Genomic DNA, 13,427 nt, shown 5'->3' with positions numbered 1-13,427 from the left:
CTTAAAACGCAACCCGCGGGGCGGGTTGCTGGGACAAAAACACAATGCCGCTTCGCGATTATGGCATTGTATTTTTGCCCTTTAGCTAGTAGTTATAAGCCATTGGAGACGAGGTGATTCATTCAAGCGAAACAAAAAATCAACACTTTATTTCTCGAGCAGAGCTTAGGCTTAATTCCATTAATCCTGGAGCTAGCCTAAAGAATCAAAGAGTATACTCCTTTGAGGTTACAGGTAGAGAAGCTTTTGGCTATGAGTTATCTTCTGATAGAGGAGCCAAAATTGATGATTCTCTATCTATTCATGATTTATTTAGCTTTGATGTTGTTGATAGAAGGCTGCGCCTGAATTTTGAGAATATCTTTACTAAATATGAAGGGCGAATTGGAAGTGATACTGAAAGTCTTTTATCGAAAATAGATAAGAATAATTCCGATATTAAAGGAGAGGTTCTTAATTTATTTGTTGCTAAGTTCCTTAATTTCGTAAGAAATCCATATTCAGTTGAGAAGCTTCTGAATACATTTGCTGTCCTGCGAAATTTTAAACCTGCTCAAGAGCCATTGAAAAGTCAATTTGAAAAACTACTAGCAGGAAATAGACCTCAACAGGAATACTTATGTTCGCAGCTTGGCATTACCCATAATCAATATGTCACTTGGTTAGGCTCATTGTTTATGTTGCTCTCTGAGTTTAGGGAGGGCGAGCCTAATTTCATGGAGGAAACTATACGGTCTCTCTTTGAGAACCCCGATACAGCAGTGTTTGTAATGATTTATAGGTATACAAACGGCACATGTATTGTGTCTGATCGAGGTCATACAATTCCAGTACCTGATGGAAAGCATATGGCATTTGATTTTAATCTTAGCTCTAATGCGTTTATTAGGTATATGTTTGGTGACCTAGAGTCTCTAACTCCAAAGGGCGTACCTCAGAAGATTGTAGATATGTATAAGGCCCAGAAAAAGGAAGTGAAAGTTTTTCCATTTGAAAATGATATGAATGAACTTGAGGTATATAATCAGCGTACTTTGTACCAGTGTCATTCTCGAGTATATAGCTCGGCAAGAGAAAACCATGGCTTATAACAAGGCGCATCACTCACTTCCGTTGGTTGCTAGGGCGTCAATCCGCTACGCGGCTCGTCGCCCGTGTGCTTTGCGTTAATTGGTTTTATTGAGCTGATGACTTCTTCTCTTCGCTATCAAGTTCATTGATTAACGATTCAAGGTCATACTCCGTTACGCTACTTTGCTCACCTTCTACAAGCAATTGACATAAGGTGCTTATCCTCAGTTCTTGGGAGCTGTCGGAATGTGCATCGAAACATTTTGGCATTGCCATAACCTTAAGTTTACTAGTTGAAAGGGGTACTAAGCCTTAAATATAGCCCAGTCTAGCTATGGAGACAAAACGAGTGATGTGAGATTGGGGCATCGAAGGCCATGGATGGCCTGAGGTGAGCGCTCATGGATGAGCTTGCAGCGTACCCAAACTCACATCACTTGTTTTGCTCCATCCTCCAACTCTGGTTGTACCACCAACACTTTCACGTCTACAATGCTGTTAACTATTCGTTGGGAGCGGGCATTATGGACTTTTCCTACAGTGCGAAAACAAAGGACTATTTGGCGCGGCTTGACGCGTTTATGCGCGAGCATATTGAGCCGTATGAAGACCAGTATCAAAAAGAGAATTATCGGCTGAACAGCACGCCGCATTGGCGCGAGTGGCAGGTGCCGCCGCGGGTGGCAGAGCTTAAGCAGTTAGCAAAAGAGCAGGGGCTTTGGAACCTGTTTTTGCCGGACAACGAACTGGGTGCTGGCTTAACGACATTGGAATATGCACCACTGGCCGAGCGCATGGGTCGAAGCTTGTTAGCGCCCGAGGTATTCAACTGCAACGCGCCCGACACGGGTAACATGGAAGTGCTGTATCACTTTGGCGATGACCCGCAGCAAGAGCAGTGGTTAACGCCGCTTTTAAACGGCGATATTCGCTCGGTGTTTTGTATGACCGAACCCGATGTCGCGTCCTCTGATGCCACCAATATGCAAACCACCATTGTTGCCGACGACTCAGACTGGGTTATTAACGGCCGCAAGTGGTGGAGTACCGGTTTAGGCCACCCTGACGCTGAAATTGCCATTGTTATGGGGCTTACTGATGAAGACGCTGAAAAGCATCATCGTCACTCTATGGTGCTGGTGCCGCTCAACACCCCTGGCGTTAATATAGAGCGCATGCTGCCCGCGTTAGGCGAATACGACGCGCCTTATGGTCATGGTGAGGTGGTGTTCGACAACGTGCGCGTTCCCAAAGAGAACATTATTGTCGGCCCCGGTGCGGGTTTTAAAATTGCGCAGGGGCGTTTAGGCCCGGGGCGTATTCACCATTGTATGCGCGCTATTGGCGCGGCAGAGCGGGCGCTGGAGCTGTTCATTGAGCGCGGTACGTCACGCATTGCCTTTGGCGAACCTTTATTAAAGCTGGGCGGCAACAGTGAGCGTCTGGCAGACTTGCGTGTCGCTATTGATCAAGCGCGTTTACTGACTCTGCACGCGGCCTGGCAAATTGACAACATTGGTGCCATGAAGGCCATTAAAGAAATATCGGCCATTAAGCTGGTGGCACCGAATGTGCTGCAAAAAGTGGTGGATGAAACCATGCAGCTGTTTGGTGGCGCTTCTATGTGCCACGACACACCGTTACCGGGCTTACTGACTGTGGCTCGTTCACTACGTATTGCCGATGGACCCGATGCGGTTCACCGTGCGACCATTGCAAAAAACGAATTAAAACAGTGGAAAGGGCGTATTAATGACTGACGCGTCAACAATAACGGACCAAGCGAGCGAGGTTCGCGAAGAGGAAGCGTTGCCGGTTGAAGCACTGGACAACTGGCTGACTGAGAACATAGGACGTGAGCTACCGGACAACCGAGGTGAGCTCAGAATTACGCAGTACACCGGTGGTGTGTCGAACTGGACGTACCGCTTAGACTATGACGGTTTAGCGTTAGTGTTACGTCGCCCACCTGAGGGCACAAAAGCTAAGTCAGCCCACGACATGGGGCGTGAATACCGCTTACAAAAGCGTTTACGTCCGGCGTTTCCCCATGTGCCTCGTATGCTGGCGCACTGTAAGGACGAGTCGGTTATTGGTGCTGAGTTTTATGTTATGGAGCATGTTACCGGCATTATTCCACGCCGCCGTTTCCCTAAAGGTCTGGACTTAAGCGCCGGGCAGGCTCGTCAGCTTTGTACGAACGCACTCGACAAGCTTATTGAACTGCACAATGTCGACATAGACAGTACAAAGCTTCGTAAAATAGCCAAAGGCAAGGGTTATACCGAGCGTCAGGTTAACGGCTGGTGCAGTCGTTATGAAAAGGCGAAAACCTGGAATGTGTTTGGCGCTAAGTCGGTTATGCGCTGGCTTAAAGGCAATCAGCCAGAGAACGAAAAAATATGTCTGGTTCATAACGACTTTCGGTTAGATAACCTGATTCTGAACCCGGAAGATCCAACCGATATTATCGGTATTCTGGACTGGGAGCTGGCAACCTTAGGCAACCCGTTAATGGACTTAGGTAATTCGCTGGCGTACTGGATTGAAGCGGGCGACGACAAAGTGGCACGAGCAACCAAACGTCAACCGAGTGATTATCCGGGCATGCTAACGCGCAAAGAAATTATCGATTACTACTGCGAACGCACTGGCACCAAGGTGGAAGACTTTGCCTTTTATGAGGTGTTTGGCTTGTTTCGCTTGGCGGTTATTGCGCAGCAAATTTACTATCGGTACCACCATAAGCAAACCAATAATAAAGCTTTTAAGAACTTCTGGTTCCTGGTGAATTATTTGCTGTGGCGCTGCCGTCGCCGTATCGCTAAAGCTTAACGAATTATAATAAAAAGAGAGCTCAACAATGCCGCAAGAACGGAAGACCATTTTAATTACCGGTGCCAGCTCTGGCTTAGGGCAGGGCATGGCGCGCGAATTTGCTGCAGAAGGCAAAAACTTATGTTTGTGTGCCCGCCGTTTAGATCGCTTAGAAGCGCTAAAAGCCGAGCTGGAAGATAAGCATTCAGGCATAACTGTCAGCATTAAAACGCTGGACGTAAATGCTCACGAAGACGTATTCCGTGTGTTTCAGACGTTTAAACAAGAGCAGGGGCACATTGACCGCTTTATTATTAATGCCGGCATGGGCAAGGGCGCGGCGTTAGGTACTGGTTACTTTGAGGCGAATAAAGCCACGGCAGAAACAAACTTTGTAGCGGCGCTGGCGCAATGCGAAGCCGCTATGGAAATTCTGCGCGAGCAAAAGCAGGGCCATCTGGTGACTATTTCGTCCATGAGTGCGTTCCGTGGCATGCCACGGGCAATGACGGTGTATGCGGCAACTAAGGCCGGGCTGGCGTCGTTAACCGAGGGCATTCGTGCGGACTTAATGAAAACCTATGGCAGCAACAGCCCAATTAAAGTATCGACCATTTATCCGGGCTACATTCGCTCTGAAATTAACGAGAAAGTGAAAAATACGCCTTTTATGGTGGATACCGAGACGGGGTGTCGACTGCTGGCGAAGGCCATTAATAAAGAGCCAGTAAAAGCCTATGTTCCTTACTGGCCCTGGGCGCTAATGGCGTTCCTAATGAAACGCCTGCCACTTAAGTGGGTGTTAAAGCTGGCTTAGCTTTTATTTGTCAGAACAAACGGCGTCGCCAGCGGTAGACACTTGCACCGACAGTGACTGACTCACTCCGTTGGCGTCGTTATATAAAAATACCGGTTCCACCAAGTTCATATTGCCGCGGTCGCCGTCGTGGTTAATGTCCAGTTGCTGATCGCTCAGCGTTAATTTCATGCAGCCGTCGTGCTCGGTTGTCAGTATACGCTGCCACTTTTCAACACGCGGCTCATAAAGCCACACTTCATGTCCTTGCCACTGCTTGTCGCTACCGCGCTCACACCAATAAGTATGCGCTTCTAATGAACCGTCGCCATTATTCACCAGCTGCTGAATGTTGCAGTCTTCGTCGGTGGGTAAGTCGGGCTGCATGGTCGTTTTTTGATAAATAACCGCGCTGCCGAGAATAACGCCGACAGTAATAATAATGGCGGCAATTGGTAGCAGAATTCGTTTTAACATATGGCCTCAGAAGCTGATACAGTATAGAGTCATTACAGTAAAACGATTAGTATAAAGCGATTAACAACAAGAACAACTATAAGAACAAACGCGGGGGATGTATGTGGCAAAGGGTACTGGCTCTTTTAATACTAATAGCCGGGCTGTTAATGGCGGTGCTGGGAGTTGTCAGCGACAATGACACCAATGTTCGTTTGGCCGGTGCGGCATTGATGTTGGTAGGTATTATTTGGCTGTATCGCCAACCAACGCTGAGCTCGCTCGACTCAAAAGGGCAGACAGCACCGTTAAAATGGTATCAGTCGCCTATTTTGTGGGTGCCTATTATCGCTATTATTATTTTTATTATCAGCCTCTTCGTTTAAGAGCCTAATTAGGACATCGGGAATTATTCATGGATTTAAAAAAGCGGATTGTCATTTTAGCCGGTGCAGTGGGGCTATTCTTTTACTCAGCCACTCAAGAGCAACTGATTAGCGTTATCGCAGACTACAATCTGGGTTGGTATCAGCTGGGTATGCCAATTGCCTGGGGTGTGGTACTCGGCGGTGTGTGCGCGTTGCTGAAATTTCGTTGGTTGCTGTCGTGGTTACCGCCGGTTGTGTTAATTGCCAGTGCCATAACGACCATGGGCATTATTGGTGGTGTGGCTGTTTATGTGAAGCATCAGCTGTTTGTACTGGCGTTACCGCCGCTTCAGCTGGGCGCTATAGGTATTGGCTTGTATTTATTTGCAGTCAGTTTGACGCGCCTGTTAGGTGACATTGAAGCACGAAGCTCAGAGTCAGAGAAAAAGTCGTAAATGAAGAAGGTAAGTCTTAACGCAGATATTGGTGAGAGCTTTGGTGCCTGGAAAATGGGCGCCGATGAGCTCATTATGCCGCATATAGACTGTGCGAATATTGCTTGTGGTTTTCATGCGTCTGACCCGCTCACCATGATGGATACCGTACGTCTGGCGAAAGAATATGGGGTTACTATTGGTGCGCACCCTGCGTATCCCGATTTGGTCGGTTTTGGGCGTCGGCACATGGTTTGTAAGCCGGAAGAAGTGACGGCGATGGTGCAGTATCAGGTGGGTGCTTTGCAGGGCATTTGTGCCGGTGAGCACGCTAAAGTGGAATACGTAAAGCCACACGGTGCGCTGTATAATGACATGCTGAATGACGGACCACTGTTCGACGCTGTATGTCAGGCCATTGCGGCCTTGCAGGGAAACGACGAGTTGCCGCTTATGATTATGGCAACACCAGAGAACCATGCCTGGAAAGAGCGTGCCGCACAATTTGGTGTGACCTTGTGGTTTGAGGGCTTTGCTGACCGCGCCTATGACGACAACGGTAAGCTTCGCTCGCGTAAGCACGACGATGCGGTACACAGTGAAACTGAGGCTATGCTGGAGCAGGCACAGGCCTTTACCGAAGGAAAACCTATTACCAGCGTTAACGGTACACCACTGAGTATTCAAATTGATTCGTTATGTGTGCATGGCGACAACCCCGGAGCCATAGACACCGTCAAGCAGTTGAGAGAGATAGTAAAAGGAAGTGATGAGTAACGCAGAGAGTGCTTTTCCTAAAATAGTCACCGCCGGTGCTGACGCCATTTTGGTGTATCTGGGCGAAGGTATTGACCCCGACGTGAACGCTCGGGTCATGGCACTAACGAATCGAGTTGGTAGTGCATTAGGTGACAAGCTCTATGACCTGGTGCCTTCTTACAATTCCCTGATGATCTATTACAACGTGCTGGCGGTTTCAGAGGACGAGCTGCGTGAATGTGTGCGTAAGCTTATTGATGAATTGCAGCAAGACGGTGATGCAAGCGGTGCTTCCAAGCAGAGCACCTTGCATACCATTGACGTTTATTACGACCCAAGCGTCGGGCCCGATTTAGAGCGTGCGGCAAAACAAACCTCCTTGTCGATTGATGACATTATTAGAATGCACACCGAGCAAGAGTATCGAGTGTACGCTATGGGCTTTGCGCCGGGGTTCGCATATTTAGGTGAGTTGCCCGAGAAGCTGCGCTTGCCGCGTTTAGATAACCCAAGAACTAAAATACCAGCGGGCAGTGTGGCCATAGCAGAGGCGCAAACGGCGGTGTACCCGTCAGAGTCGCCTGGGGGGTGGAACATTATTGGCCGTACGGCAGAAACCCTCTATGACCCGCAGGCAGACAATATTAGCCCAATGAAGGTAGGCGACCGAGTGCAGTTTAAAGCGGTATCAAAAGACGAATTTGAGCAAGCCGGTGGCTCGCTGGAGTCGTTGTCATGATAAAAATTCTTGATGCAGGCATGAGAACGACGGTTCAGGATTTTGGCCGTTTTGGTTATTTATCCAAAGGCTTAACCCGCGGTGGACCGGTGGATGAGCAGGCATTTTTATGGGCAAACCGATTGTTGGACAATAATTTTAACGCAGCCCAGCTCGAAATTACCTTAGGTGGTTTGGAAATTGAATTTCAGCAAGATGGTTGTTTTGCGCTGACCGGTGCTGATGCCGATGCGCACCTGGATGATGAGCCGTTAACTCTGTGGCAGAACTTTGACGTGAAAGCCGGGCAGCGTTTGAAAGTTGGCTACGCCAAAGCAGGCTTACGCTTGTACTTGGCGGTGCAGGGTGGCTTTCAGGTAGAACCGAAATGGCACAGTTGCGCCACGGTTGAACGAGACAGTGTCGGAGGCTTGTCGGGCGACGGCTCGCCGTTACAAAGCGGCGATACTCTGCGCTTTCAGTGTGACACACCGCAGCCGTCCAGGCGCGTGAGTTGGGCGTATCGCAGCGACTACACGAAGACTCCGGTACTGGGGCTGATTCCGGGGTATCAGTATGACGACTTTCCAATGTCCGCCCGTGAAGCTTTTTGTTATAAAGACTTCGAGGTCAGTAAAGACAGCAACCGCATGGGTATTCGTCTAGCCGGCAAAGCGCTGGCAACGCCGAAACAAGGTCTGGTTTCCGAAGGCATTAACATTGGTTCGGTTCAGGTACCGTCTGACGGACAGCCCATTATTATGATGCACGACCGGCAAACGCTGGGCGGATACCCGAAACTTGGGGTTATTAACCCAGTCGACTTAGGCAAGCTGGCGCAATTACAGCCGGGCCAAAAAGTGCGTTTCAGCCGCGTTGAAGCGTCGGTTGCACAACAGCAGCTGCGCCGCTTTTATCAGTTTTTTAATGTGCGTCTGCCTTGTCAGGGCGGCGATAACCTGCGATCATAGCGCCTTTCTAATTTCCCGTGTTCATTCTGTAGCGGAGACAAAAACTTAATGGCTGATACCGATTCTCGTCCCAGTAACTTTATTCGCCAAATCATCGATAAAGATTTGGCCAGTGGTAAACACTCTACGGTGCATACCCGTTTTCCGCCGGAGCCGAATGGCTTTCTGCATATTGGTCATGCCAAATCAATCGTGTTGAACTTTGGCATTGCGGAAGACTACAACGGTACTTGTAATTTACGTTTTGACGACACCAACCCTTTGAAAGAAAAGGTCGACTACGTTAATTCGATTAAGCAGGACGTTGAGTGGCTGGGGTATCAGTGGGAAGGCGAGCCACGTTATTCGTCAAATTACTTTGATCAGCTACACGCCTATGCGGTAGAGCTTATCGAGAAAGGCTTGGCCTATGTCGACTTTTCGTCGCAGGAAGAAATGCGCGAAATGCGCGGCACTTTAAAAGAGCCGGGTAAAAACAGTCCTTATCGTGACACCTCGGTTGAAGAGAACCTGAAACACTTTGCTGACATGACAGCCGGTAAGTACGAAGAAGGCAAAGCAGCGCTGCGAGCCAAAATCGATATGAGCTCGCCGTTTATGTGCATGCGTGACCCGGTTATTTACCGTGTGCGTTTTGCGCATCATCACCAAACCGGTGACAAGTGGTGTGTCTACCCAATGTACGACTTTACCCACTGCATTTCCGATGCGCTGGAAGGCATTACGCATTCTTTATGTACGTTGGAGTTCCAGGACAACCGTCGTCTGTACGACTGGGTGTTGGATAACATCAGCATTGACTGTCACCCACAGCAAATTGAGTTTTCACGCTTAAACCTGCAGTACACGGTCATGAGCAAGCGCATTATTAATACGCTGGTAGAAGAAGGCAAAGTCACCGGGTGGGACGACCCGCGTGTTGCTAGTGTCGCCGGCTTGCGCCGTCGTGGTTATACACCAGAGTCTATTCGTGAGTTCTGTCGTCGCATTGGTGTGACGAAAATGGATAATCAGGTTGAAATGAGCATGCTCGAAGCCTGTATCCGTGACGACTTAAATGAAAATGCGCCGCGTGCAATGGCAGTGATGGATCCGGTTAAAGTGGTTATTGAAAACTATCCTGAAGACCAAACCGAGTCGTTGAATGCGCCGAACCATCCGAATAAGCCGGAAATGGGCGAGCGAGACGTTACCTTCAGCCGCGAACTGTGGATAGAGCGTGAAGACTTCCGCGAGTCAGCGAATAAGAAGTTCAAACGCTTGGTGCTGGACAAAGAAGTGCGCTTAAGAAATGCGTACGTTATTCGTGCTGACAGAGTCGAGAAGGACGCTGACGGTAATATCACGACTATTTACTGTCACTATGACGCAGACACTTTGGGCAAAGACCCGGCGGATGGTCGTAAAGTAAAAGGTGTCATTCACTGGGTATCGGCAGAAACGGCGAAAGACGCAGAGTTCCGTGTGTACGATCGCTTATTCCAGGTGCCAAACCCGGCCGCCGAGGAAGACTTATTCTCAACGCTAAACCCAGAGTCTTTGGTCATTAAGAAGGGCTTTGTGGAAGCGAACCTGGCGAACGCGAAGTTAGGTGAAAACTTCCAGTTTGAACGCTTGGGTTACTACTGCTTAGATACAGATGCCGAGAAAGAAGGGCGTCTTATTTTCAACCAAACGGTCGGCTTACGCGACAGCTGGGCGAAAATAGAGCAGCAACAGGCTACTGAATCGTAAATTGGTCCAGTAGCTTAGCGCCGTATAAACGAGAGGGGGTGTAAAAGCCCCCTGTGTGTTTCTGGCTTAAGGTATGTACAGCCAACTCAACAGCACCCTCGGCTGTTAACGAGTAACCGTTTTTCACTTTTACGCGCAGCTCTTTTGTGTTGCCGCGGTCATCTGAAATTTCGCCCCAAACATAGGTTGGGTTGTCTTTTCGTTCCTTCTCTTCCGGACCTGCTGGCTGAGACTCGAGCTTTTGCTTCAGTTTGCGCTGTACCCACTTCCAGTTAAAGACAAAGCGGAACCAGTTCATGCGGCGCATTTTCTTGACTAAACGCGGGCTGGCCGGAATGTACACCTCAATGTTGGGAATGTCAGTGGTGTAGTAAGCGGTTGAAACGTCGCCCCACGGAATGGTCATGGCGCATTTTTTACCGTTACCAAAGTCTATCCATTGCGAATGCCAGGCGTGCGGTACATCGACAATTTGTCCATTTACCCGCGCAGCGCCACCACGCCCTAAGCGCTCAATACTGGTTTTAGCGGTGCCGCGACTCATGCGTGAGCCGGAATCAAAGCCCAGTTTTAAGCGCGTCGCTTCCGGCATTTGTGCGTTTAAACGCGCCGCCACACAGTCGGTTGGAATAACGTCAAAGCCAACACCAGGGCATAGTACAATACCGGCGTTTTTGGCCGCCTGATGTTTGGAGTGGGCATATTCGAACACATCAATTTCCCCGGTAATATCCAGGTAATGTGTTTTGGTATCGATACAGGCTTGAATAAGAGGGGCGGCTGTTTTGCTAAACGGTCCGGCGCAATTCAGAACTAAATCGACATCGCTCAGTTGGCTTTTAAGAGTGTCGATATTGTCTAGTGAAAAACTGCGGTATTCGAATTCGAGATGACGCGCCACTGGCTCCAGTGACGCTTCATTACGACCGGCGAGAATAGGGTGGTAACCTCGGCGTTTGGCTTGATGTGCGATGAGCTTCCCTGAATACCCGTAGGCACCATAAATGAGCCATCGCAATGCCATACTATTCTGCCTCTATTGCCAGTTTGTACTCACAGTTTTCACCGCGCTGGCATTCACCGTACAAATACAAGCTATGGTTGGTCAACGTCAGTTTATTAGTCTTCGCCACTTTTTCCTGGCGCTCTTCAATGACGTCGTCTTCAAACTCAAAAACGTGACCGCAGGTCAGGCACACTAAGTGGTCATGGTGCTCTTTAGCGCTCAGTTCGAATACCGAGCGACCACCTTCAAAGTGGTGACGAGTAATAATGCCTGCATCGTCAAACTGGTTCAGAACACGATAAACCGTGGCTAAGCCGATTTCGTCTTTTTGCTCAAGCAGTATCTTGTACACGTCCTCAGCGCTAATGTGCTGGTTCTCTGGCTTTTTCAGAATCTCCAGAATTTTCATGCGTGGAGACGTGACTTTTAAGCCTGCTTTTTTTAACTGTTCGTCGTTACTCGCCATAAATTATTCTTAATCTCAGTCAAACTTACTAAACAGCATACCCTGTATTAACTGTCATTTGCCAGTTCTGCCAGGCACATTTCTTCGTAGACTTGTTCGCACCACTTTTTGACGCGCTCTTTAGTCAGTTCAGGCTGACGGTCTTCGTCAATACCCAGACCGACAAAGTGGTCGTCGTCGACTAAGCCTTTAGAGTCTTCAAAGTTATAGCCTTCGGTTGGCCAGTGACCAATAATAATGCCGCCTTTAGCTTCAACAATGTCACGCACCATGCCCATAGCGTCAAGGAAGTACTCTGCGTAGTCTTCTTGGTCGCCACAGCCAAAAATGCCGATTAATTTATCGGTAAAGTCGATTTCCTCCAGCTCGGGGAAAAAGTCGTCCCAGTCGCACTGAGCTTCACCGTAGTACCACGTAGGGATACCGAATAGCAGTAAATCGTAATTGGCAATGTCTTCTTTGCTGGACTTAGCGATGTCTTTTACATCGACCAGCTTTTTTCCAAGCTCTTTTTGAATCATCTGAGCGACGGCTTCTGTGTTGCCTGTGTCGCTACCAAAGAAAATTCCAACCGTTGCCATAAATTATTTTCACCTGTTTATACGAATCAACAATACTGAATGGATTATTTCGTAATTAAATAGAACGCAACCATTCAGTGACGTAAATAATTTTTTAAATACCCGACTCCCACAGGACTTGGATAATGCCTTTTGCAATGAAGCCAAAACAACCCAGGAATAACACCAGCCAAACAATAATTTGGCCAAACTTGGGTACTGAGGAGCGTTTTAAAACGTCGCGTATTGCCAGACCAATCAGCAAGAAAAGAATTCCCAGCGTTATATTGGTACCAAGAATTTCCAGTTGTTCATAATATTCAGCCAACATACAACTACTCCTTGCTGACATTTGTCGCTAATACGGGACTTGTTTTGAGCCATCGTAGAATAGCATAAAGTCGTTAAAGTAGCGACCTTAGGCCGTTAGAAAGTCGCGCACCAAACGGTTAAATATACGAGGTTTTTCGGCATGCAGCCAATGACCTGTGTCATCAATAACCTTAACCGATGCGTTGGGAAAACGTTTTTTCACGGCGTCTTCGTGTTTCTCCGTCAGATAATTCGAGTTTCCGCCTTTAATAAAAAGTACTTTTCCGTCGTAGGTGTTTTCACTCACAGCGCCGGATATTTCGCTGTAGCATTCTCTCAGTGCGTTTAGGTTTAAGCGCCACTGATAGCCCTCGTCAGTACGTTTTAAGTTTTTCAGCAGAAACTGACGTACGCCTTTCTCAGCAATGGCATCGGCCAGTTGCTTGTCTGCGTCACCCCGGCTTTTAACCTGAGAAAGGTCAAGCGCACAAAGTGCCTCCATAATGCGGTCATGGGTGCCTTCATAAGCAGCGGGGGATATATCGGCAAAGACCGCTGACAAGACACGCTCAGGGGAACTCATGGCAACTTCCATAGCAATTTTGCCACCCATCGAGTGACCAACTAAATGAAACGAATCTAAGTTGAGGTCGTCGGCAAGCGTAATAATGTCACCAGCCATGCTTGGATAGGTCATATCATTGCTGTGGAATGAGTCGCCATGGTTTCTGACGTCTGGCAAGACACAGAAAAAGTCAGACTCAAGTTCGCGAGCCAGTCGCTTGAGGTTGTCTTTGTCGCCAAAAAGCCCGTGAATGATGATAACCGCCGGGTTCTTAGAGTTACCAAGCGTTTCATGATTCAATTGTTTAGAGTCTGCCATCGAGTCGCCTTTAGTGATAAACTTTGCGGTCTATTTTCAAGGCTTTGTGGTGCCGATGCAAGCGACAAAGCCATAC

17 protein-coding genes are annotated in these 13,427 nt (G+C 48.3%); 10 read left to right on the top strand and 7 right to left on the bottom strand.

Annotated elements, in window-relative coordinates; all coding sequences use genetic code 11:
* Nucleotides 1-113: 113 nt before the first annotated feature.
* Nucleotides 114-1,091: a hypothetical protein gene (locus tag BLT32_RS00540; RefSeq protein WP_053952360.1), complete on the top strand. Its 978-nt coding sequence runs from the start codon at nt 114-116 to the stop codon at nt 1,089-1,091.
* 85 nt (nt 1,092-1,176) lie between these two features.
* Here the strand turns inward: BLT32_RS00540 and BLT32_RS13145 are convergent, their stop codons facing one another.
* Nucleotides 1,177-1,341 carry a type II toxin-antitoxin system ParD family antitoxin gene (locus tag BLT32_RS13145; protein WP_407716533.1) on the bottom strand — a complete coding sequence of 55 codons (165 nt, stop codon included), beginning with the start codon at nt 1,339-1,341 and terminating at the stop codon, nt 1,177-1,179.
* A 254-nt stretch (nt 1,342-1,595) separates the two neighbouring features.
* Between BLT32_RS13145 and BLT32_RS00535 the strand changes: the two genes are divergently transcribed.
* Genes BLT32_RS00535 through BLT32_RS00525 form a run of 3 tightly spaced genes read left to right on the top strand, consistent with a single transcriptional unit; the run spans nt 1,596 to nt 4,705 of the window.
* Nucleotides 1,596-2,831, top strand: a complete 1,236-nt coding sequence (locus BLT32_RS00535) for an acyl-CoA dehydrogenase family protein (protein WP_053952636.1) — start codon at nt 1,596-1,598, stop codon at nt 2,829-2,831.
* Nucleotides 2,824-3,906 carry a phosphotransferase family protein gene (locus tag BLT32_RS00530; protein ID WP_053952359.1) on the top strand — a complete coding sequence of 361 codons (1,083 nt, stop codon included), beginning with the start codon at nt 2,824-2,826 and terminating at the stop codon, nt 3,904-3,906. Before BLT32_RS00535 ends, BLT32_RS00530 begins: the two co-directional genes overlap by 8 nt.
* Before the next feature lie 28 nt (nt 3,907-3,934).
* Nucleotides 3,935-4,705 carry an SDR family oxidoreductase gene (locus tag BLT32_RS00525; RefSeq protein WP_053952358.1) on the top strand — a complete coding sequence of 257 codons (771 nt, stop codon included), beginning with the start codon at nt 3,935-3,937 and terminating at the stop codon, nt 4,703-4,705.
* Nucleotides 4,706-4,708: 3 nt separating this feature from the next.
* Here the strand turns inward: BLT32_RS00525 and BLT32_RS00520 are convergent, their stop codons facing one another.
* Nucleotides 4,709-5,161 (bottom strand): hypothetical protein, encoded by a 453-nt coding sequence (locus BLT32_RS00520; RefSeq protein ID WP_053952357.1) that lies wholly within the window; start codon nt 5,159-5,161, stop codon nt 4,709-4,711.
* Nucleotides 5,162-5,220: 59 nt separating this feature from the next.
* On the opposite strand from BLT32_RS00520, the gene BLT32_RS00515 reads away from it, so the two are divergent.
* Genes BLT32_RS00515 through glnS form a run of 6 tightly spaced genes read left to right on the top strand, consistent with a single transcriptional unit; the run spans nt 5,221 to nt 10,124 of the window.
* Nucleotides 5,221-5,526 carry a DUF3040 domain-containing protein gene (locus tag BLT32_RS00515; RefSeq protein ID WP_268762557.1) on the top strand — a complete coding sequence of 102 codons (306 nt, stop codon included), beginning with the start codon at nt 5,221-5,223 and terminating at the stop codon, nt 5,524-5,526.
* Nucleotides 5,527-5,555: 29 nt separating this feature from the next.
* On the top strand, nt 5,556-5,963 hold the full coding sequence (locus BLT32_RS00510) for a hypothetical protein (RefSeq protein WP_053952355.1): 408 nt from the start codon (nt 5,556-5,558) through the stop codon (nt 5,961-5,963).
* Complete coding sequence (locus BLT32_RS00505) at nt 5,964-6,719, top strand: 5-oxoprolinase subunit PxpA (protein WP_053952354.1); 756 nt, start codon at nt 5,964-5,966, stop codon at nt 6,717-6,719. It begins immediately after the preceding gene.
* Nucleotides 6,712-7,440: a 5-oxoprolinase subunit PxpB gene (gene pxpB, locus BLT32_RS00500; protein WP_053952353.1), complete on the top strand. Its 729-nt coding sequence runs from the start codon at nt 6,712-6,714 to the stop codon at nt 7,438-7,440. The genes BLT32_RS00505 and pxpB overlap by 8 nt, the downstream gene beginning before the upstream one ends.
* Nucleotides 7,437-8,390, top strand: coding sequence for a 5-oxoprolinase subunit C family protein (locus BLT32_RS00495; protein WP_053952352.1), 954 nt, complete (start codon nt 7,437-7,439; stop codon nt 8,388-8,390). The genes pxpB and BLT32_RS00495 overlap by 4 nt, the downstream gene beginning before the upstream one ends.
* Before the next feature lie 48 nt (nt 8,391-8,438).
* Entirely contained in the window at nt 8,439-10,124 is a 1,686-nt protein-coding gene (gene glnS / locus BLT32_RS00490) for a glutamine--tRNA ligase (protein ID WP_053952351.1), read from the top strand.
* Here glnS and BLT32_RS00485 read toward each other — a convergent pair.
* The 5 genes from BLT32_RS00485 to BLT32_RS00465 form a co-directional block, all read right to left on the bottom strand.
* The gene (locus BLT32_RS00485) at nt 10,111-11,148 is read right to left on the bottom strand and encodes a saccharopine dehydrogenase family protein (protein ID WP_053952350.1); all 1,038 of its coding nucleotides are present in this window, start codon (nt 11,146-11,148) and stop codon (nt 10,111-10,113) included. The genes glnS and BLT32_RS00485 overlap by 14 nt on opposite strands.
* 1 nt (nt 11,149) lies before the next feature.
* A complete protein-coding gene (gene fur, locus BLT32_RS00480; RefSeq protein ID WP_053952349.1) occupies nt 11,150-11,596 on the bottom strand; it encodes a ferric iron uptake transcriptional regulator in 447 nt (148 codons plus the stop codon).
* A gap of 47 nt (nt 11,597-11,643) precedes the next feature.
* Complete coding sequence (gene fldA / locus BLT32_RS00475) at nt 11,644-12,177, bottom strand: flavodoxin FldA (protein ID WP_053952348.1); 534 nt, start codon at nt 12,175-12,177, stop codon at nt 11,644-11,646.
* Nucleotides 12,178-12,271: 94 nt separating this feature from the next.
* The gene (locus BLT32_RS00470) at nt 12,272-12,487 is read right to left on the bottom strand and encodes a DUF2788 domain-containing protein (RefSeq protein WP_053952347.1); all 216 of its coding nucleotides are present in this window, start codon (nt 12,485-12,487) and stop codon (nt 12,272-12,274) included.
* 87 nt (nt 12,488-12,574) lie between these two features.
* Nucleotides 12,575-13,351 (bottom strand): alpha/beta fold hydrolase, encoded by a 777-nt coding sequence (locus BLT32_RS00465; RefSeq protein ID WP_053952346.1) that lies wholly within the window; start codon nt 13,349-13,351, stop codon nt 12,575-12,577.
* Nucleotides 13,352-13,427 lie beyond the last annotated feature (76 nt).

Source organism: Idiomarina zobellii, assembly GCF_900100855.1.
Taxonomy (GTDB): domain Bacteria; phylum Pseudomonadota; class Gammaproteobacteria; order Enterobacterales; family Alteromonadaceae; genus Idiomarina; species Idiomarina zobellii.
Note: the sequence above shows the minus strand (reverse complement) of the source record. Positions and strands in the feature narration are given on the sequence as shown.

Excerpts from the sequence above, each read along its gene's own strand:
- BLT32_RS00520 (WP_053952357.1), bottom strand. The coding sequence starts at position 5,161 with ATGTTAAAACGAATTCTGCTACCAATTGCCGCCATTATTATTACTGTC.
- BLT32_RS00510 (WP_053952355.1), top strand. The coding sequence starts at position 5,556 with ATGGATTTAAAAAAGCGGATTGTCATTTTAGCCGGTGCAGTGGGGCTA.
- BLT32_RS00470 (WP_053952347.1), bottom strand. The coding sequence starts at position 12,487 with ATGTTGGCTGAATATTATGAACAACTGGAAATTCTTGGTACCAATATA.
- BLT32_RS00465 (WP_053952346.1), bottom strand. The coding sequence starts at position 13,351 with ATGGCAGACTCTAAACAATTGAATCATGAAACGCTTGGTAACTCTAAG.
- pxpB (WP_053952353.1), top strand. The coding sequence starts at position 6,712 with ATGAGTAACGCAGAGAGTGCTTTTCCTAAAATAGTCACCGCCGGTGCT.
- BLT32_RS00485 (WP_053952350.1), bottom strand. The coding sequence starts at position 11,148 with ATGGCATTGCGATGGCTCATTTATGGTGCCTACGGGTATTCAGGGAAG.
- BLT32_RS00525 (WP_053952358.1), top strand. The coding sequence starts at position 3,935 with ATGCCGCAAGAACGGAAGACCATTTTAATTACCGGTGCCAGCTCTGGC.
- fldA (WP_053952348.1), bottom strand. The coding sequence starts at position 12,177 with ATGGCAACGGTTGGAATTTTCTTTGGTAGCGACACAGGCAACACAGAA.
- BLT32_RS00535 (WP_053952636.1), top strand. The coding sequence starts at position 1,596 with ATGGACTTTTCCTACAGTGCGAAAACAAAGGACTATTTGGCGCGGCTT.
- BLT32_RS00505 (WP_053952354.1), top strand. The coding sequence starts at position 5,964 with ATGAAGAAGGTAAGTCTTAACGCAGATATTGGTGAGAGCTTTGGTGCC.
- BLT32_RS00495 (WP_053952352.1), top strand. The coding sequence starts at position 7,437 with ATGATAAAAATTCTTGATGCAGGCATGAGAACGACGGTTCAGGATTTT.
- glnS (WP_053952351.1), top strand. The coding sequence starts at position 8,439 with ATGGCTGATACCGATTCTCGTCCCAGTAACTTTATTCGCCAAATCATC.
- fur (WP_053952349.1), bottom strand. The coding sequence starts at position 11,596 with ATGGCGAGTAACGACGAACAGTTAAAAAAAGCAGGCTTAAAAGTCACG.
- BLT32_RS13145 (WP_407716533.1), bottom strand. The coding sequence starts at position 1,341 with ATGCCAAAATGTTTCGATGCACATTCCGACAGCTCCCAAGAACTGAGG.
- BLT32_RS00530 (WP_053952359.1), top strand. The coding sequence starts at position 2,824 with ATGACTGACGCGTCAACAATAACGGACCAAGCGAGCGAGGTTCGCGAA.